12 protein-coding genes are annotated in these 19,523 nt (G+C 61.6%); 2 read left to right on the forward strand and 10 right to left on the reverse strand.

Annotation, left to right across the window (positions count from 1 at the left end):
* Nucleotides 1-2: 2 nt before the first annotated feature.
* The 3 genes from BM235_RS13775 to pruA all read right to left on the reverse strand — a co-directional run bounded on the left by BM235_RS13775 (nt 3) and on the right by pruA (nt 3,706).
* Entirely contained in the window at nt 3-647 is a 645-nt protein-coding gene (locus tag BM235_RS13775; protein WP_090114028.1) for a response regulator transcription factor, read from the reverse strand.
* Nucleotides 644-1,975: a sensor histidine kinase gene (locus tag BM235_RS13780; protein ID WP_090114030.1), complete on the reverse strand. Its 1,332-nt coding sequence runs from the start codon at nt 1,973-1,975 to the stop codon at nt 644-646. The genes BM235_RS13775 and BM235_RS13780 overlap by 4 nt, the downstream gene beginning before the upstream one ends.
* 183 nt (nt 1,976-2,158) lie before the next feature.
* Nucleotides 2,159-3,706, reverse strand: coding sequence for an L-glutamate gamma-semialdehyde dehydrogenase (gene pruA, locus BM235_RS13785; protein ID WP_090114032.1), 1,548 nt, complete (start codon nt 3,704-3,706; stop codon nt 2,159-2,161).
* An 89-nt stretch (nt 3,707-3,795) separates the two neighbouring features.
* Between pruA and BM235_RS13790 the strand changes: the two genes are divergently transcribed.
* Nucleotides 3,796-4,719 carry a proline dehydrogenase family protein gene (locus BM235_RS13790; RefSeq protein ID WP_090114034.1) on the forward strand — a complete coding sequence of 308 codons (924 nt, stop codon included), beginning with the start codon at nt 3,796-3,798 and terminating at the stop codon, nt 4,717-4,719.
* A gap of 128 nt (nt 4,720-4,847) precedes the next feature.
* On the opposite strand, the gene BM235_RS13795 is transcribed toward BM235_RS13790, so the two are convergent.
* From BM235_RS13795 to BM235_RS13830, 7 genes are all read right to left on the reverse strand, one after another.
* On the reverse strand, nt 4,848-5,522 hold the full coding sequence (locus BM235_RS13795; protein ID WP_090114036.1) for a helix-turn-helix transcriptional regulator: 675 nt from the start codon (nt 5,520-5,522) through the stop codon (nt 4,848-4,850).
* Between the two features lie 136 nt (nt 5,523-5,658).
* Nucleotides 5,659-7,068 carry a hypothetical protein gene (locus BM235_RS13800; RefSeq protein ID WP_090114038.1) on the reverse strand — a complete coding sequence of 470 codons (1,410 nt, stop codon included), beginning with the start codon at nt 7,066-7,068 and terminating at the stop codon, nt 5,659-5,661.
* A 109-nt stretch (nt 7,069-7,177) separates the two neighbouring features.
* The gene (locus BM235_RS13805; RefSeq protein WP_090114040.1) at nt 7,178-8,797 is read right to left on the reverse strand and encodes an ABC transporter substrate-binding protein; all 1,620 of its coding nucleotides are present in this window, start codon (nt 8,795-8,797) and stop codon (nt 7,178-7,180) included.
* Between the two features lie 104 nt (nt 8,798-8,901).
* Nucleotides 8,902-9,813, reverse strand: a complete 912-nt coding sequence (locus BM235_RS13810) for a carbohydrate ABC transporter permease (RefSeq protein WP_090114043.1) — start codon at nt 9,811-9,813, stop codon at nt 8,902-8,904.
* A gap of 24 nt (nt 9,814-9,837) precedes the next feature.
* Entirely contained in the window at nt 9,838-10,755 is a 918-nt protein-coding gene (locus BM235_RS13815; RefSeq protein WP_369803513.1) for an ABC transporter permease, read from the reverse strand.
* 466 nt (nt 10,756-11,221) lie between these two features.
* Complete coding sequence (locus BM235_RS13825; protein WP_158543860.1) at nt 11,222-12,841, reverse strand: sensor histidine kinase; 1,620 nt, start codon at nt 12,839-12,841, stop codon at nt 11,222-11,224.
* A gap of 113 nt (nt 12,842-12,954) precedes the next feature.
* Nucleotides 12,955-14,601, reverse strand: coding sequence for a response regulator transcription factor (locus BM235_RS13830; protein ID WP_090114062.1), 1,647 nt, complete (start codon nt 14,599-14,601; stop codon nt 12,955-12,957).
* A 233-nt stretch (nt 14,602-14,834) separates the two neighbouring features.
* Between BM235_RS13830 and BM235_RS13835 the strand changes: the two genes are divergently transcribed.
* A complete protein-coding gene (locus tag BM235_RS13835) occupies nt 14,835-19,055 on the forward strand; it encodes a glycoside hydrolase family 9 protein (protein WP_158543859.1) in 4,221 nt (1,406 codons plus the stop codon).
* The last annotated feature ends 468 nt before the right edge of the window (nt 19,056-19,523 follow it).

Raw genomic sequence — 19,523 nt, forward strand, 5'->3', positions numbered from 1 at the left:
TTCTATTTTCGCTCGATGTCGCGATGATTGTCCAGACCGCCCTTGCGAACCTTGTCGACCGCTTCGCGACCGCTGCGCACGCCGAGCTTTTTGAGAATTTTGTTCACCTGGTTTTTGAGCGTGCTCTCGGACTTGTACAGCTTGCGCTCGATCTGCGCGTGCGTGCAGCCCTCCTCCAGCATCTCGTATACCTCCCGCTCGGCGGCGGTCAGCGGCTGCAGCTGCTCCTCGCGCTTCAACCGCCTTAGCTCCTTCAGCAGCGCCTCCATCGCCTCGGGATGGTGGTAGACGCCGCGGATCGCCTGGGGGAGCTCCTTGAACCTGGACTTGTCCAAATAATGCAGCGCGCCGGCCGTGAAGGCATCCGTCATCGTGCGCTCGGACGCATCCGACGTCAGCATGACGATTCTGACCGGACGAAGCTCCGCCAAGGCGAGGGCCGCGTAAATGCCGTCGCGACCGGCCTCGGTCAGATGCACGTCCAGCAGCGCCACGTCGAATTCGATCGAAGCGGCCAAGCGCAGCGCCTCCTCCGGCGTCGCGGCCGTGCCGACGACCAGCAGGTCTTCCTCCCGGTTCAAATAGACGCTCATCGACTTGACCCAATCCGGATCGTCTTCGACGAGCAGCAGGCGAATCGGCGTCATGGCCCCGCTCCCTCCTTCATCTTGCGCGAACGCGGAATCCGCAGCCGAACGACCGTGCCGGCCCCGGGCTTGCTGTCGATCTCCGCGCGCCCGCCGCATTTGCGAAGTACCTGGTGGACGTAGGACAAGCCCAGTCCGTAATTGCCCTTGCCTTGCTTCGTGCTGTAAAAAGGCTCCCATACCCGGTCGAGCAGCTCGGACGGCATCCCCGCGCCGTTGTCGCGGACGCTCAGCACGATATCCCTGCGGTCCCTTCGGATCTGCGTCTCCAGCGCGCCGCCGGCTTCCATCGCATCCGCGGCGTTGGCGAGCACGTTGCCGATCGCTTCGCGCAAATGGACCGGATCGGCGAAGAGCGGCTCCGTCTCGTCGTAAGCTTCAACCACCGTAACGCCCTGCCGGGCAAATCGCTCGCGCAGCGGCGCCATCGCTTCCCTCATCAGCGAAGCCGGATCGCAGCGCGCCGGATTCCAAGCAAAATCCCGCGTGCGGCTGTGGATGCGCCCCGCCATCTCCATCAGATGCGCCGCCGCCCGCTCGATGACCGCCAACTGCTCATCCGTCCCGGAGCCTTCGGGCGCGCCGCGGAGGTTTTCCACGCTGATCGCAATCTTGCCGACCTCGTTTTTGATCGTATGGTTGAGCAGGCTTGTCCCCATGCCAGCCGCCTTCATGGCGCCTGCGAGCGAGTCGCTCTCGACGCGTACCTTCACCCCGAGCACGCCGTAGACGAAAACGCACAGCAGGGCGATCGCGAACGAATAGACGAAGAAAGCCGAGATGTAGCCGAAAAAATCGAAATCCGGCCAAATCGCCTTGGCGACGTGGATGAACGCGACGACCGCGAGCAGCGTCGGTACCGTAATGACGACAGTGATCAGCCGGCCCCTGCGCATCCGCCGGTCGGTCTCCCGGAGATAGGACGCGATCAGCAGCACGCACGCCGTTAAATAGTAGGGCGCGGCCCAGATCAGCATCAGCGGGTAGTTCGGCTCGAGGTCGCCCCGCAGCAAGGCGTACCCGAGCATGGCGGCCGGCGGCAGCAGCAGCCAGCCCTTCAGCCGCCGCCGCTTCGTCAAGGCCGCTGTCGCCCCGCCGGCATAGACGAGGCTGAACACGAGGACGCCGTACGGCGTCACGGTCTGATTGATCATCTGCGCGGTCTCGAACCAAACGTGCGGCAGCGGAGATTGCAGCCAGAGGCGCGCGACGCCGCCGGTCGCGGCGCTCAGCAGGAAAAAAGCGGCCCAGCGGCCGCTCTCGCTGCGAACGTCGGAAGCGAGCAGCACGACCGCGGCCGCGGAAAGCATGAGAACGTAGTAGAGCATGAAATCTCCTAACTCGGCTCTGCGCGCGGTACGTTTTTCGGAACGCAGACGCGCCGCGCGTTCGAGAAATGTCCTGGGCATTCCGGAGCAGAGCCGTCGGCCCTTCTTTAACCACGATTATACGCGAAGCGCGCCGGTTCCTCTAGTTTCGAAATGAGCTAACGCTTTTGAACTTCCCATCCTTCAAAATCGCTCCGATACGACCTTCGCCTGCGTGAACAACAGCAGATAGTCCCGCCCGCCGGCCTTGGAGTCCGTTCCCGACATATTGAAGCCGCCGAACGGATGCGTGCCGACGAGCGCGCCGGTGCATTTGCGGTTGAGATACAGGTTGCCGGCGAAAAACTCGCGGCGAGCCAGCTCGAGATGCGCCCGGTCGTTCGAGATCACCGCGCCCGTCAAGCCGTAGTCGGTGTCGTTCGCGATGCGCAGCGCTTCCTCGAAGGATTCCGCCATCGTGAAGGCGACGACCGGGCCGAAGATCTCTTCTTGCGAGATCCGCGCCTTCGGGTCGACGTCGGCGAAAATCGTCGGCTCCACGAACCAGCCGCCCGGATCGTGGGTGCCCCCGCCTAGAACGAGCCGTCCTTCCCGCTTGCCGATCTCGATGTAATCGAGAATTTTGCGGTACGCTTTGTCGTCGACGACTGGTCCGACGTCGGTCGCGCGATCCGCGGGATCGCCGACGACCAGCTTCCGGGTTCGTTCTACGACTTTATCCAATACCGCTTCATATATATCTTGGTGTACGATCGCGCGCGAGCATGCCGAGCACTTCTGGCCCGAAAAGCCGAACGCCGCGGCGACGATCGCGTCGGCGGCCTGATCGGCGTCGGCGTCCGCATCGACGACGATCGCGTCCTTGCCCCCCATCTCCAGGACGACGCGCTTGATCCACCGTTGTCCCGGCTGCGTCTTGGCCGCGCGCTCGTTGATGCGCAAGCCGACGTCGCGCGAGCCCGTGAAGCTGACGAAGCGCGTCAGCGGATGATCGACCAGCGCGTCGCCGACCTCCCCGCCCGGGCCGGGAAGGAAGTTCACGACGCCCGGAGGCAGGCCCGCCTGTTCGAGCAGCTCGACGAACTTGGCGGCGATGACCGGCGTCGGGCTCGCCGGCTTCAGCACGACCGCGTTGCCGCAGACGATCGCCGCGCTCGTCATGCCCGCGACGATCGCCAGCGGGAAGTTCCAAGGCGGGATGACGACGCCGACGCCGAGCGGGGCGTAGTAAAGCTGGTTCTCTTCCTCCGCGGAGGGCGTCAACGGCTGTGGCAGGGCGAGGCGCTGCATCTCCCGCGCGTAAAACTCCATGAAGTCGATCGCCTCCGCGGTGTCGGCGTCCGCCTCGGCGCGCGTTTTGCCGGCCTCCAGCGTCATCCAGGCCGAAAATTCGTGCTTGCGCCGCCGCAGCATCGCCGCCGCGCGGTACAAGTAGCGGGATCTCTCCTGAGGATCGACCCGCTTCCAGGTCTCGAACGCGGCAGACGCTGCGGCGATCGCCCGTTCGGCCAGCTCGAGGTCCGCCTGCGCGACGATGCCTACGACTTGGCCGTGCTTGGCCGGGTTAACCGACGTCGCCTTGCGCGCCGTATCGATTCGCGCACCGCCGACGACGAGCGGATAGCCCCGGCCGAGCTCGGCTTCGACTAGCCGGAGCGCGGCGTCATAAGCGTGGTTGCCCGGTTCCGCCTTGAAGTTCGTGAAGGCTTCGTTTTTGAATTCCGTCCTCATCCCTAAAGACAGCCTCCTTCGGGTAACGAATGGTAACAGTCGTTCCTCCTCAATCTATGCACGACCGACATGCGAAAGGAGCGTCTCTCATGAATATCGGCTCGACGTTGTACCGCAAAGCGATGACGGCAGTCGCGGGCAACCGCGCGGTGAAACGGCTGACGCTTCGATACGGCCGCAAGCTGGCTAGCCGCTTCGTCGCCAGCGACCATCTGCAAGGCGCCCTGCGCGAGGTGGCGGCGCTCAATCGCCTGGGCATAGCGGCTACGCTGGATGCGCTCGGCGAAGGCATCGGCAGCCTGGACGAGGCGCGCGCTTATCGCGACGAATACTTGAAGCTGCTCGACGCGATCGCGGATTCGGGCGTCCGCGCCAACGTATCGTTGAAGCCCACGCAGATGGGGCTCGCGCTCGACGCCGACGCCTGCTTCCGCAACATTCGCGATATCGTCGCCCGGGCCCGACAGTACGGCAACTTCGTGCGGATCGATATGGAAAATTCGCCTTACACGCAGGCGACGATCGATATGGCCGTACGGCTTCATCGGGAGGGGCTGTCCAACGCGGGCACCGTACTGCAGGCGTATCTCAAGCGGACCGAAGGGGATGCGCGGGACTTGATCGATGCAGGCGTTTCATTAAGGCTCGTTAAAGGGGCATACCGCGAGCCTGCCGCCATCGCTTTTCAGCATAAGGCCGAGATTGTCGCAAGCTTCAAAAGCATCATTCAGTTGCACTTGGACCGGGGCGTCTACACGGCGGTCGCGTCGCATGACGATGCGATCGTAAGCTGGGTCAAGGCGTATACGTCGAAGCAGGGAATTCCGAAGGAAAAATTCGAGTTCCAGATGCTGTACGGACTGCGAATGTCCGAGCAGGCGAGGCTCGCCAAGGAGGGGTATCGCGTACGCTGCTACGTGCCTTACGGCACGATGTGGTATCCCTACTACACGCGCCGCCTGGCGGAGAAACCGGGGAATTTATGGCTGGTCGCGAAAAATTTGCTGCGATGAAAAGGGGAGGCGACAGGCGATGCGGCTCGCCGGCGCTCGCATGGTGCACACTTCTCGTGCACATGGCTGCCGCCACGTCGACTGCGACTCGTTCGCTTGCTTATAACCGCCCGATATCGCAAGGCTATTCAGCCCTCTCTGAACGCGGTCGGCGTGCAGCCGGTCCGCCTTTTGAACAGCGACGCGAAGTACTTCTGGTTCGGCAGTCCGCACATGGACGCGACGTCGCCGATCTTGAGCGTCGTCTGGCGAAGCAGGCGCTTGGCCTTCGCGATTCGCTGCTCCGTCACGTAGTCCGTCAGGTTGACGCCCGTTTCCCGCTTGAATAAATCGGATAAGTACTTGGGATGCAGATAGACTTCGCCTGCAAGAGACTGCAGCGAGATGTCGCGGTCGAGTTTAAGCGAAACCAGCTCCTTGACCTGCCGGATGAGCAAACGCGCTTGGCCGGCTCCGCCACGGTCGACGGACGCGCCTTCGCCGCTCTCGTCGCCGTCCCCTTCTGTCCGGGAAGCGATCGCCTCCTGCATCCTTCCTAACATCCGGACCAGCTCCGACCTGACGAACGGCTCGGGCAAACCGTCAAGCGCGCCGAAACGAAGCGTCTTCCCGGCGAACGCGAACGTATCGTAGTCGCCGGTTACTAAGATCGACAGCGTCAGCTGCTTTCGCGTCGCTTCATGGGCTTCTTCGCCGCTCGCAGCGGCGGCCCGGAAAACGAAAAAGCCCGGCAACGCGGCTTCGATCAGTTCGCGAAAACCTTGACCGATCCGGAGCTCGTCCTCCGCCAGCAAAAGGTTCATACGCCTTCCTCCCTCTTCTTCTAACAGGGAGGGACTCCGGCCGACGCGCCGTCGCGCTCCCTGCGTCCTATCGATCACCGCGTCGCACGATTCGAGCTTTGGCGCACCGCTTCAGCCATGCGGGCATGCGCCTTGCTTATCGGTCATCGTTTATCTTCTTTTTCAGCCTCAATTCGATCGCCGTCGGCTTCCCCTTCAGTTCGAGCCGCAGGAAGACAAGCTCGCCCAGAATCACCTTGGCCGCCGCAACTTCCGAACAGGACTCTATTTCATAGCCGCTCAGATCGTCCCAATAGGCGAGACCGAACGGCATCGGCGGCGCATGCCCGATATCGAAGGTCATGACGATGCGGTCCCCCGTCTTGTCGTAGCCGCGCACGAACACTTGCGGCGGCTGCGCGTCGAACGTATCGTGCACGCCGGTTCTGCCCACATAGCTGCGCAGGCGGCGCGGCACGCATTCTCCGTCTACGAACGCCAGCTGACATTCCTTGTCGTAGTAAAGAAACGTTTTCGGCCAAGGGCCGGACGCGGTTCCTCCCAGCGTGACCGTGTATTCGTTCGTCTGCGGCCGTCCGCCGGCATCCCTCGCAAGCATATACGAAGGCGCCGTCTCGGCGTTCTCCCGGCGATACATCTCCATCGCCCGGGGCACGGTCGTGAGCGTGACGGAGCTGCTCGCGACATAGGCGAAAAACAGATCGAGCATGCCCGCGCACGCCTCGACATGGTCGGCGGGAAATACGGCGAACCGATCCGTAAACTCCATCTCATGCGCCTCCTGCTGCTGCAGGAAAAACACCCGATCGTTGTGCGCCGTGTTTTCCAGGTAGACGTCGAACAGACGCTTCCAATATTCAACGTCCCCAACGTCGCAGAGTCCTGCCCGCAACACGTCGTTCGGATCCGTTGAATAGATGACCGGGCATCCGGAGTGGAACGTCGCGTTCAAGTCGCGGGCCGTCCATTCGCAGGCTACGACCCGCCCTTTGCCGGGATGCGGCGCTTTGTAGCGGGACGGATCGACGTACCACGAGCCCCACGGAATGCCGTTGTGCGTAATGCCGTCCCACCATACCTGCTCCCAGCAGTAGCCCCACATGCCGCTAAACTCCAGCTCCTCAAGCGCTTCGATCACTTCATTGTAAATTTTGCCGCGCGCCGCGACCTTGGTGCGAACCCAGGGGAACGCTTCCCGCACGATGCGCCAGTCCTCCTCCAGCCGCCGCTTGAACGCCTCTTTGTCCGCTCCCGTGTCCTCGATAAAAAACGGCGTTTGCAAAATGACGTCGTCCCCGAATTCGTCATGCCACGCGGCGATCCGTTCCCGCAGAACGGGGACGGACTTGCCGTTGACGATCCAGGTGACCGGGATGCCGTGCTTGTGCGCCAGCTCGGCCGTCCTGTCGATGCCGTCCAGGGCGACGCCGCGCCCCCATGACGTATCGTAGTGCGCGGCGTAGCTGACAAACGTGTAGATCAGGTTTCGCGTGTTCAATTGCGTGTTCAATTGCGTCTTCGTTTCCGTGTTCGTTTCCGTCTTCACTTGTGAATCCTCCTCGCTGCAGATGATGTTCTCCCTTAACGGACGGACAGAGCGACCCGAGTTTCGGGCGCTCTGCCGCTCCATGCCTTTGCCGTCGCTTAACGCAATCTTACTTTTTGTTCTCTGCCCACCAGGCGTCGATTTGTTTTTGCAGCTCTGCTTGCACCTTCTCAATGCCTGCGCTTTTCAGCTTTGCGTTGCGCTCGTCGAGGAGCTTTTCCGGATTTTTGACGGCGCCGGTGAAGATAGACTGGTACTCGGTGACGACGGCGGTCATTTGCGTAATCTCGTTTTTCACGTTGGCCTCGTCGAATACGAAGCCCATGAGCGGGAAGCGCTTGGCGTCGTTGTTGAACTTCTCCCAGCTCGTGTACAGATCGTCGGGTTGGCCGGGCTTCAGGTAGTTGAGCAGCTGATTGCCGACGACCCACGACGTGCCGGGGTTGTAGCCGCTGTCGGCGATCGGCTCGATGCGGTTCTCGCCGACCTTTTTATAGTGCTTGTCTTCGATGCCGTTGACGAACAGGTTGATGACGTACGGATCGGTGTGCAGGTAATTCAGCACCATCATCGCGCGGTCCGGATCCTTGGACGTCCGGGAGATCGCGAACATCGAGCCTGCGGCCAGGTCCGTCGTGACGATCGGCTCTTCGACGACATGGGACACGTAGTCGTACTTGCTATCCGTTGCTAGCTTCATCTCGATGTCGGCGCCCGGCTTCCAGGTTGCGGCCTGTACCCAGATCTTGCCTTCCTTCTGCAGATCGTTGACGGTCGTCGTGCTCGTCGCCGCGTCGGCGTTAATGTAGCCCTTCTCGTAGAAGCTGCGGAACAATCCGACTTCCTGCTTGTTGATGTCCGCGATCTCGGGATCGAGCACCGATTTGACCTTCATCTCGTCGGACGATTTGTAATCGAGCAGGAACATCGGCGTCTTCGCCGGCGCCGGGCCGATCGGCCGGTAGTTGCCGCGCGTCTCGTACATCATGAAGCCGCCGCCGAAGTTGCCCGAGCCGCCTGCCACGTAATAAGGGATGATGCCGGGCTCGCCTGCCTTGACCTTCTCCATCCAGGGCTCGAGGTCGGCCATCGTGTTGATGCTGTCGATCGGAATCTGGTACTTGTCGACGATGTCCTTGCGGTAGGTTAGCGCCTTGCCCTGCGTGATTTCCTTGTTCGTCGGGATCGCGTACAGCTTGCCCTTCAGGCGCGGCGCCTCGAGATAGAGCGGGTTCAGGCGGTCCTTGATGCCCTGCCCGTACTTCGCCAGCAGGTCGTCCAGCTCGACGAAGGCGCCCTTGGAAACGTTGCCAAAGAAGTTCAGCCAAGAGGCCGTGAAGACGAGATCCATCTTTTCCCCGGTATTCATCATCAGCTCGGTGCGGTTCTTATAGTCGCTCGAGGCGATCGGCTGCAGCTTGACCGTCGCGTTGATTTTTTCCTTGAAAAATTCGTTCAGCTTCGCTTCGACGAGCGCGTCGTCCGCCTGCGGCTTGCCGAAGTAGACGATCGACACCTCGTACGGGGCGAGCTCGCTCGGCGCGGCGCTCTCGGACGGAGCTGCGCTGCCTGTAGCGGATGCGCTGGCGCTGGGCGCGGCGGAACTTGCCGGAGGCGAGGAAGCCTCCTTGTCATTGCCGCTGCCGCCGGCGCAAGCCTGCAGCATCGTGGCGAAGGCGAAGACGAGCGCCAATGCCGGGATATGCCTTTTCGTTTTTTTCGCGTTCATTGCGTAACCCTCCTGGTATTTAATTCAGATTATATAGATCGGCCGGGAATCGGCATAGCGAGCGTGCCTGCGGCCGGGACTACCGGTATGCGACGAGCTTCGGATCAACCTTTGACGGCGCCGATCGTGAGCCCTTTGACGAAGTACTTTTGAAAAAAAGGATAGACCAGCAGGATCGGGCCCATGCCGACGACCGCCATCGCCATTTGCAGCGATTCGTTCGGCAGATCGCGCATCATCTCCGGATTTTGCGCCGCCAGCTGCACGTTTTCCCGCAAGTACTGGATGTCGTTCAGCACGCGGATCATGAGAAACTGGACCGGGTACTTGTCCGCGGCTCGGATGAACAGCAGCGCGTTGAACCAGTCGTTCCAGAAAAGGATCGTGCTGAACAGCGCCATCGTCGCCATGACCGGGAGCGAGAGCGGCAGAACGATGCGGATAAAGATCCGCAGCTCCCCGGCGCCGTCGATCCGGGCCGACTCGATGAGCGCGGGATGGATCGTCGTCTGGAAAAAGGTGCGCATGATGATGACGTTAAACGGAACGATGAGCAGCGGCAGAAGGAGCGACAGGTAATTGTCAAGCAGACCGAGCCCCTGCGTGAACACGATGTACTTGCTGACGATGCCGCCGCTGAACAGCATCGTGAAGAACAGGAAGAAGGTGAAAAACGGACGCAGCGGATAGTCCTGACGGGAGATCGGGTACGCGTACAACGCCATCAGCAGCACGCTGAGCAAGGTGCCGGCGGCGGTAATGCCGATGCTGACGCCGTATGCGCGCAAGATCGTGCCGTAATCCTTGAACAGGCTCTCGTAGGCGATCAGCGACCACTTGGCGGGGAAAAAGCTGTAGCCCCGGCTCAGCAAGGAATCGTTGTGCGTGAACGAGACGACGATGACCAGCACGACGGGCAGCACGCAGGCCAGCGCCAAGGCGATGAAGCCGCCGTTCAGGGCGAAGTTGGTGAGCGGCGAGATCGTATTCTCGCGGCGGCTCGCGGTTCTAAGCATAGCTATAGTTCACCTCTTTTTTTACTAGAACAGGGCTTGATCCTTGTCGATCTTGCGCACCGACGCGTTGGTCAGCAGCACGAGCGCGAAGCCGAGCACCGATTGGACAAGCGCCGCCGCGGACGACATGCCGATATCGTTCAGCTCCTTCAGCGCGCGGTAGACGTATGTGTCGACCGTATCGGTGACGGGATAGAGCGGACCGGCATTCATCGGCACCTGGTAGAACAGGCCGAAGTCGGAGTTGAACACATGCCCCATGTTCAGGATCGTGATGATAATGATGACCGGCCGGATCGTGGGCAGCGTGATGTGGAAGATCTGCCGCCACTTCGACGCGCCGTCGATGACGGAGGCCTCGTAGTATTCGGGATCGATGCCCGCGATCGCCGCGATGTAAATGACGGCGCCGATGCCGACGCCTTTCCAGGCGCTGACGATCGTCAGGATATAAGGCCAGTATGCCGTCTCGGAGTACCAGAAGACGTGCTCCATGCCGAGCCATTCGACGATCGTGTGATTGAGGAAGCCCTTTTCCGGATTCAGGAATCCGTATACGAGATAGCTCACGACGACCATCGACAAAAAGTAAGGCATGATCAGAAAAGTCTGGTAGGTTTTCGCCAGCCAGCGGTTGCGGATCTCGTTGATCGCGACGGCGATCGCCACGGACAGCAGCAGGTTGACGATCATGAAGACGAGGCTGTACGACACCGTATTGCGGGCGATCCGCCAGATCGAGCCCGAGGTGAACAGAAATTCAAAGTTGTCGAAGCCGACCCAAGGGCTTTTCCAGATGCCGTCGATATAATTGATGTTCTTGAAGGCGATGAACACGCCGAACATCGGCAGGTAATTGTTCAGGACGAGCACGGCCAAGGCAGGCACGATCATCAAGGTCAGATACCTGTATTTCCAAAAGAGCTTCCATCTTGCGTGCAACGGGCGCCACATCCTTTCTGTGACTCCAGTATAGATTGGCGGTCCGGCTGCGACGATGATGTATTCCCGTCAGAGTGTGATGTAAAATGAGATGCCTCCGTCGGCGGACCGGCGGAAATACAGACTGGCGCTTGGGTGCGAGTTCGTTGTTTCTAGCTGAGACCTGTTTGGCGGGGTTGGGTGCGGACGTGCGCTTGTTGTTCCTAGCTGAGACTTGTTTGGCTGGGGTGGGTGCGGTCGCGCGCTCGATGTTCCTAGGCGAGACTAGTTTGGCGGGGTTGAGTGCGAGCGCGCGCTTGTTGTTCCTAGCTGAGACTTGTTTGGCGGGGTTGGGTACTATCGCGCGCTCGTTGTTCCTAGGCGAGACTTTTTAGTTGGTCCGGTAAGGGAGGACGCTCCACGATGAATATGTCCGCTGATGAATTCCTTTTCATGGCGGATCGTTCAACGGCGTCCTCCGCTCCCGCTAATCTCCGCCGGCCTTGGCCGGGATTGTGACGACCGCCCGCAGCCCGCTCTCCCCGGGACGCTCGTAGCTCAGCCCGTAAGCCTCGCCGAAGTGCAGCCTTACGCGTTCGTGCACGTTGCGGATGCCATAGCCTTTGTCATGCTCCTCGCCGCTCAGAATCCGGCCGAGCCGCTCCATGTCCACCGGCAGGAAGCCGTTGTCCTCTACCTCGAGCCGGATGTCCTCCCCTGCGCGGACCGCGCGGATGACGATCAGTCCTTCGCCGTCCATGCTGCTCACGCTATGGAAAATCGCGTTTTCGACGAGCGGCTGAAGAATGACCTTCGGCGTCATGAAGGACAAGAGTCCCTCGTCCACCTCCCAGCGCGCCTCGAACGTATCGGGATACCGCTTCATCTGCAGCCGGCAGTACGCCTGCGCATGCTCGAGCTCCTCGCCGATCGGGATCTCCGTCTTCCCTTTGCTGAGGCCGATCCGCAGCAGCTTGGACAGATCCTTGACCATGTCGCCGACGCCCGGATTGCCGCTGTCGAGCGCGTACCAATAGATCGAGTCCAGCGTGTTGTACAGCAAATGCGGCGTGATCTGCGAATGGAGCGCGGCGAGCTCGTTTTCCCGCTGCTGGATCTTGATGACGTAGTTTTCCTCGATGGAACGGTCCAGCCTGTCGGTCATCTTCAGAAAGGCGCCGTAGAGAATGCCGAACTCGTCCCCCCGCAGCAGGCCGTCGTCGACGTCCAGCCGCTTGCCCGGCTCGTAGATCCGCGTAATCTTCGTCAGACGGACGAGCGGACGCACGACGATTCGAAGCAAATACAGCACGAAGGCGAATACGCACAGGAGGTAAATCGCCGATGCGGCCATAATGATCCATTGGAAGGCGGTCCGTCTGTCGGCGACGGCGCCGAGCGGGATCTGGTACACGAGACGGGTGCCGAAAGCGGAGCGTCTGGAAAAAGCGTAAAGCAGCTCCTCTCCGCCGCGCTTGTCAAAGTAATAGCCTTCCGTCTCGCCCCGCAGACGATCGGGCATGCCCCTCATATCGAGCGGCTCTTCTCCGACCTGGATGAGCTGCTCGCCCGAATCGTTGAACAGATAGATGCCGGCATCGTCCGCGAGCCCGACCGAGACGAGGTCGCGCTTCAGAAGCGCCTCGAGCCTCGAGACGACCAGGAAGCCGAGCGTATCGTCGTAAGCCTTGGGATTGAGCACGGCGCGTACGAGGCTGACGGTCGGCGCGCCGCCGTCCGTCGACAGCGGGAGCAGCGTCGCCCCGCCCTTCTCCTTCAGCGCACGGGCGGCCCAATCCGGCAGCGCGGCCGTATCCCAGGTTATATACTTGAAGCCGCGGGTTTTGTTGGACAGGTCGAACGGCGCGCTTTTCCCCTCCTTGTTCGTCATATAGAGGGAATATTCCGTGCCGTCGGACGACCAACGCTCCAGGACGGCATCCGCCTCCCGCATTTGGCCCAGCGTCTCGATGTTGGTCCAAAACCGGTATTGCCCGTCGTCGCTGAAAAAGTGAGTATCGAGCAAGGTGACGGTCTTGTCGCTGACGGCGGACAGCGTCTTCTCCAGCGTGACGTGGTTCTGCTTAACGAGTTGAAGGGTCGTCATGCCGACCTCGCCCCGCATCGAATCGGACGCCTTGTACGCGGAGATCCAGCCAACGACGAGGAAGGGACAGACGATGAACAGCGCGAACGCGATCGCGACTTTGTATTTGAGCTTCAGCCGTCGTTCCCCTGCCTCTCTTTGCGGTATTCCGCCGGACTTAGACCCGCGTACCGCTTGAACATTCGCCCGAAATGCTCCGGCGATTCATAACCGACGGCATAAGCGATCTCGTAGCGCTTTTTGTCGGTCGTCTCGAGCATGCGTTTCGCTTCTTCGATCCGCAATTCCGTGACGAAGTCCCACAGATTTTTGCCGGTCTCCCGTTTGAACAGGTAGCTCAGGTAAGCCGTGCTGAAATGGACCTCGCTGGCGATGTCCTGAATCTTGAGCGCCGGATCGCGGAATCGTTCGCGGATAAAGCCGGTAATGCGCGCGAGAATGGTGCGGTCGCGTTCTTGCGTCAATTGGCCGAGCATGGCCGAAACCTCGGGGATGTAGGCGGCGAGCGCCGTCAGCTTGCCTGCAGCATCCAAGCCGCGGAAGTATGCGTCGGGGTCGAACCTCTGCAGCGACATCCCGTTTGCCCGGCCTTGCTCGAGCAGCAGGCCGTACAGCCGATACGCCAGCATGCCGAAGTAGCTGTTGAAGATCTCCGCTTCGTCCTGCAGACGGCGGAGCGTCTGCAGCAGCGCTTCGTCGTTTCCATCCGGCCCTTCATCGCGGGTACCGGCCTTCAGCGACTGCGCATAGGCATCTACCTGCGCGATCCAGGCGGCGATGCCGAGATTTTCTCGCGCCTTGCGGTCCTCATAATAGAACACGCGCTGCCCTGGATTCGTATGCCGCCATTCCGCGGCGGCGTTCGCTTCGTCCATGAGCTTCGGCAGCATGAACACGTCCGCGTGAAGCGAGCTGATGCCTACGGTCGTCTCGACGTTCAAGTAGCTTTTCAGATTCATATGGATCATCTGTCCGATCAGATGGAGCTGCGACTCGATGCCCGCGCCGCGCTCGTGCGCCTGCGGCTCGTCGAACCGAAGGATGGCGACGATCTCGTTGCCGTATCCGCTCAGCGAGAGTCCGCGCCATTCGACGAGGCACTCGTTCAATATATTGATGGAGGCGTACTTGAGCAGCTTGCGGCCTTGCAGCGCGATCTCTCTGTCGCTGAAGCCGCCGCGGGTGAGATCCGGCCGGATCGAGACGACCCCGAACAGCCCGCCCTCCGACTGAGCGCTCAGCAGCGCCGCGAGCGCCTCGCCGTCCTTGGCCGGCAGATCGCCTTCCGTCACGAGCGCCGCCAGCAGCTCGCCCATGCCCGGCCTGCCCGGCTTCTCGGCGCCGCCGCGCTGCGCCTCGGTCAACGCCAGCGACCGGCGGCCGATCGCCTCGTTCTCGCGCAGCACGCTGCCGACGACCCGCAGCAGATCGTCGCGTTCGACCGGCTTGACGAGATAGTCCCGCGCGCCGAGCCGCAGCGATTTTTTCGCGAAGTCGAACTTCTCGTGTGCCGAGATGACGATCACCGGCAGGTGGGGCTGCTCCATGTAGATCGTCTCCATCAACTCGATGCCGCTCATGCGGCTCATCTGGATGTCGGTTAGGACCAGATCGAACGTCTCCATCCGCAAATAATCGATCGCCTCGAAGCCGTTCAGCGCCGTCTCTACGTGCGCGATGTTCAGCTCCGAGCCGAGCAGGAAGTTTTTGATGCCCGTGCTCACTCTCGGCTCGTCGTCGACGACCAGTATTTTGTGCATGTCCGCTGCCTCCCCGCTGTCCGCGCCGTCTCGCCCGCATCGGACGATACTCCCGTCAGGTCTAGCCTAAGCCAGGACGCGACGCCTGTCGATGATCTTTTTCTCGAAAGGTGTGACGTAAAATCATGCGCGAATAAATCACAAGCGGGCGAGATTACATCCTCGTGCGCGATGGGCGGCGTGATTACGATAGCTTTGTAAGCGATTCCATTAAACGAATGGAGGCCTCGTTAATGACCAGCTTTTGGAGGAAGAAAGGAAACGGCAAAAAATCGTTTGCCGGCTTGCTGAGCCTGGCGCTTCTGCTCGGCTTGCTCGCGCCGTTCGGCGCCGTCTCGGCGGCCGTCGCGCCGCTGCCGGGTCCCGGCAATCCGCTAATGTACGACGATTTCAGCGGCGGCGGGCTTTACAAGCAGAATTGGACCAATTGGTACAACCAGAGCGGCGGCACCGGCGCCTTTTCCAAGGTCACGGTCGATTCGCGGCAGGTCGGCAAGTTCGCGCAGACGCCGAGCACCGGCTCCTCCTGGGCGAAGTTCCAGCCGATGAACGAGTCCGTCGACCTGACGGGATACCGCTACCTGAACGTCACGATGAAAAACCCGGGCTACGCGGATTCGCTCATCCGGGTCGCGGTGAACGACGGGACGGCCAACTACAACCTGACGGGCGGATGGGTCTCTGTCCCGACGGATTGGACGACGCGACGATACGATCTCGACACGCTCGCGCCCGCCCTCAAGAAGAAGACGGCCAAGCTTGAGATTTGGCTGCGCCAGTCGGGCGGCGCCTACGGCGAGACGCTCATCGACGAGATCTTCGCCTCGACGGACGAGAGCGGCACCGCGCCGATGCTGACCGGCAGCATGAGCGCCAACGCGTCCGCGTACACCCAGAATACGGCGTTCACCTTCCGCGCGACGTATACGGACGCCGACAACGAAAAACCGTTCGCCATGCAGCTCGTCGTCGACGACGCCGCCTACGACATGCTCGAGACCGATAGCGGCGATACGACCTATTCGGACGGCAAAGACTATTATTACATCACGAAGCTGCCAGCCGGGACGCATACGCACTTTTACCGCGCCGGGGACCTCACTTCGGACGAGGTACGAACGCCGGTGCAGTCGGCCCCGGTCGTCACGCAATCGAACGAGGCGCTCGACGTCGTCGTCAGCCAGGCCGGCTACAACGCGGGCGGGTTCAAAGACGCTCAGGTCGTGTCGACGAGCCCGCTGGCCGACCTGTCCTATCAAGTGAAGGACGGCGGCGGAACCGTGGTTGCCTCCGGCACGATGACGTACAAGGGCTTCTTCTGGAATCGGCATGTATACGCGATCGATTTTTCGACGGTAACCGCCGCGGGCGGCGGATATACGATCGCCACGAACGGCATCACCTCCTATCCGTTCCCGATCAAAGCCAACGTCTGGGCCGACTACAAGGATGAGATGACGGCCTTCTATCGGCTGCTGCGGGCCAGCGTGGCGACGGAGGACGCGTATCCGGCAGGCTACAGCACCGTCGCGCCTTCCGCCAAGCTGTATCATGAAGCCGGCCATTTGGACGACGCGGCGTCGATCGACGGCACGACGCACTACGATCTGACGGGCGGCTGGTACGACGCGGGCGATTACGGCAAATACGCGGGCAACCAATGGGTCGCGGCCGAGATCGCGCTCGCCTACCTCCGCCATGCGGACGCCGCCGCCGTCAAGTACGACAACGACGCCAACGGGATTCCCGATCTCGTCGACGAAGCGGTATTCGGCAGCGAATATTTGATCAAGTGGGCCGACCAATTCGGCGGCGCGCTGTACGACATCAAGAACAACGCCTCCTTCGTTCATCCGGAAAAGTCGACGGACAACGTCAGCGGCAACGCCGACGATCGCCGGATCAGCGGGCTCGGCGTCGGCGGCTCGGCCAAGGCGGCCGGCGCGCTGGCGGCGACGGCTCGCGCGATCCAAGCGGCGATCGCGCAGGGCGACGTCGACGCCGCGAAGATCGCGGCGCTCGAGGACTTCGCCGACGATTGCCTCGCAGCCGCGATCGTATTTTACGACTATGTCGTCGCGCACCCGGACGGCGTCGTCGGATCCTATTCGACGCGCGGCGGCATTCCGAATTCGAAGCTGCTCGCGGACGTGGAGCTGTATCTGTTGACCGGCGATGCCGGCTACAAGGACGCCGCGACGGCCAACATCGGCACGCTGACGTTCGCCGACCTGTCGTCCACCAACTACTGGGATATGCGGCCGATGTCGCTGGCTGAGTTTTATCCAGTCGCCGATGCCGCCACGAAGACCCATATCCAGCAGCTGCTGAAGCAGCAGGTCGACTTCTTCCTGTCCTCCGCCGACGATACGCCTTACGGCGTGCTCAACCAGTTCAAAAACTTCGGCGTCAATGAGCCCCATGCCTCGTATCTGGGCGACATGATGCGCTACTACGAGCTGTTCGGCGACCCGGCCGCGCTGCGCGCCGCCGAGAAGGGCCTCTATTGGATCATCGGCGAAAACCCGTGGAACATCAGCTGGGTGTCGGGCATCGGCGCCGACTATGTCACCTACCCGCACACGCGGTACGACGAAGGGGCAAACGGCAACGCGAACAATCCCGGCATCGTCTTCCCCGGCGCCATGGTAAGCGGCCCGAACATGAAGGATACGAAAGACAAGACCAGCGTCAGCCCGTGGTACGAGGACCGTTCGCTCTACGCGGACGATACGAACCAATGGCGCTACAACGAGTTCAGCATCAGCATCCAGGCAGGGCTGCTGTATACGATCATGAGCCTCGGCTCGAATCCGACGGCAAGCTCCGCTGGCGCCGTGGCGCCGCCGCGGCTGCCGACGCTCTCGCCCGTCATCGGCGATTACGTCCGCGGCAACGTCACCGTGTTCGCGGGTCCGGCAACGGGATTGACCGGCGTGTCCTACTCGACCTCAGGCCAAAGCGGCCCTTACGTCCCGATGTCCGTATCGGGCGCCGTCTACGCCGCGTCGATCGACGAGAGCGCATCGGCGCCGTACGCGAACAAGCGGGTCGACGTTCGAGGCATGGACGGCGCAGGCAACTACACGTACAGCTCGACGCACTACACGGTCGCGGCGCCGCTGCCCGATCCGTCGCACCCGCTCCTGTACGACGATTTCGGCGGCGGAGGGCTGTGGGGCTCGACCGGCGGCAACAACGAGTGGGTGAACTGGTATACGCAAAACGGGGGAACGGCTACCTTCGCCAAGACGACCGCGGAAGGCCGCTCGGTCGGCCTGTTCACGCAGACGCCGACCGCGACCAACTCGTACGCCAAGTTCCAGCCGTGGCACGACTATCTCGACCTTTCGGGCTATCGGTACTTGAATTTCACGGTAAAAAATCCGGGCTACGCGAACCTGCGCATGAAAATCGAGCTGAACGACGGCACGCGCACTTATAACCTGACGGGCGGGTGGGCGGCGGTGCCGACGTCCTGGACCGACCTGCAGATCAATCTCGACGCGCTGTCTCCCGCCGTGAACAAGAAAAAGACGACGATGGCGATCTGGCTGAACCAGACGGCCGTCGGCTACGGCGAGCTGCTCGTCGACGAGATCAAGGCGACCAACGTCGCGAGCGGCTCCGCGCCGACGCTGACCGCGGGCGGCGTAGACCACGCATCGGGAGACGCGGATACGAACTATACGTTTAACGTCACGTATACGGATGCGGACAACGAAAAGCCGTTCGCGATGGAGCTCGTCCTGGACGGCGTCGTCCACGCGATGACGGCGGCCGATGCCGGCGATACGACTTATACGGACGGCAAAGTATATGCGTATGCGACCAAGCTGCCGCTCGGCGTTCATTCGTACTATTTTCATACGACGGATACGACGAGAGACGCGGTGAGCAGCGCGGTTCAGTCGGGTCCCGCCGTGAGCGGGACGCTGCTGGCCGACGATTTCGAAGACGGCAACGCGGACGGCTGGACGCCGACGAGCGGCACCTGGTCGGTGCAATCCGGCCGGTACGCCGGCCAGGCGGGCAGCGGCAACAGCTTCTCCGTCGCCGGCGATGCCGCATGGACCGACTATACCCTTCAGGCCGACGTCAGCGTCACGAACAATTCGGGCGGCAACAAAGACGCCGGACTTCTGTTCCGCTACGTCGATAGCGACAATTACTACGTGCTGTACCTGAAGAACAACGACCGTACCGGGCGGAAGCTGGAGCTCGTCAAGTCGGTCGGCGGCGTGAAAACGACGCTCGGGTATGCGAATCCGAGCGTCGCCGCGGATACGTACTACACGTACAAAATCGTGGCGAACGGTTCGGCAATTGCAGTTTACCAGAATGGCGTCCTTCAGTTCGCGGTCACGGACAGTGCGCTTGCCTCCGGCCGAATCGGGGCGCGCGTGTATGCGAATACGAAAGCCTACTTCGACAACGTGACCGTCGCGCGATAACGGATAGGGAGCCGGCTGCTGGCCGGCTCCCTTTCTATTGCTCGCGGGACCGCTTCCACGCCGCTCATTCGTCACGGCCTTGCGCCAACGCTTCCGATACCGGCCGAAGCGCTCAATTGCTCGCACTCGCGAGTCCCAACGGACTGACGATCCGTTATTCGACCCGTACCCAGCTCTTTCGGCATGATACCGGACACAGAATCCGCTATCGCTCCACACTTCCCTCGAATTGCCCGCATTTCGCATAAATAAGGGCTCCTGAGTCCGCAAACGCCGCTATTCGGCTTGAGCAAGTTCGATAACGAATCCGTGGTCCGTTTCGCGCGTCAAGCCGCCGAAGGCTTCTCCTCCTTTGCAGCCTCGCATCGCATCAATACGCCAGTTCTCGATGCTCGATCCTCACGCCTCCCTACCCTCAACTTCACATCCGGCCCGCCCTCTGCCCCCCTCTCTTCAGCGCTGCGCTTC

Origin of the sequence: Cohnella sp. OV330 (assembly GCF_900112065.1) — a bacterium.
GTDB lineage: Bacteria > Bacillota > Bacilli > Paenibacillales > Paenibacillaceae > Cohnella.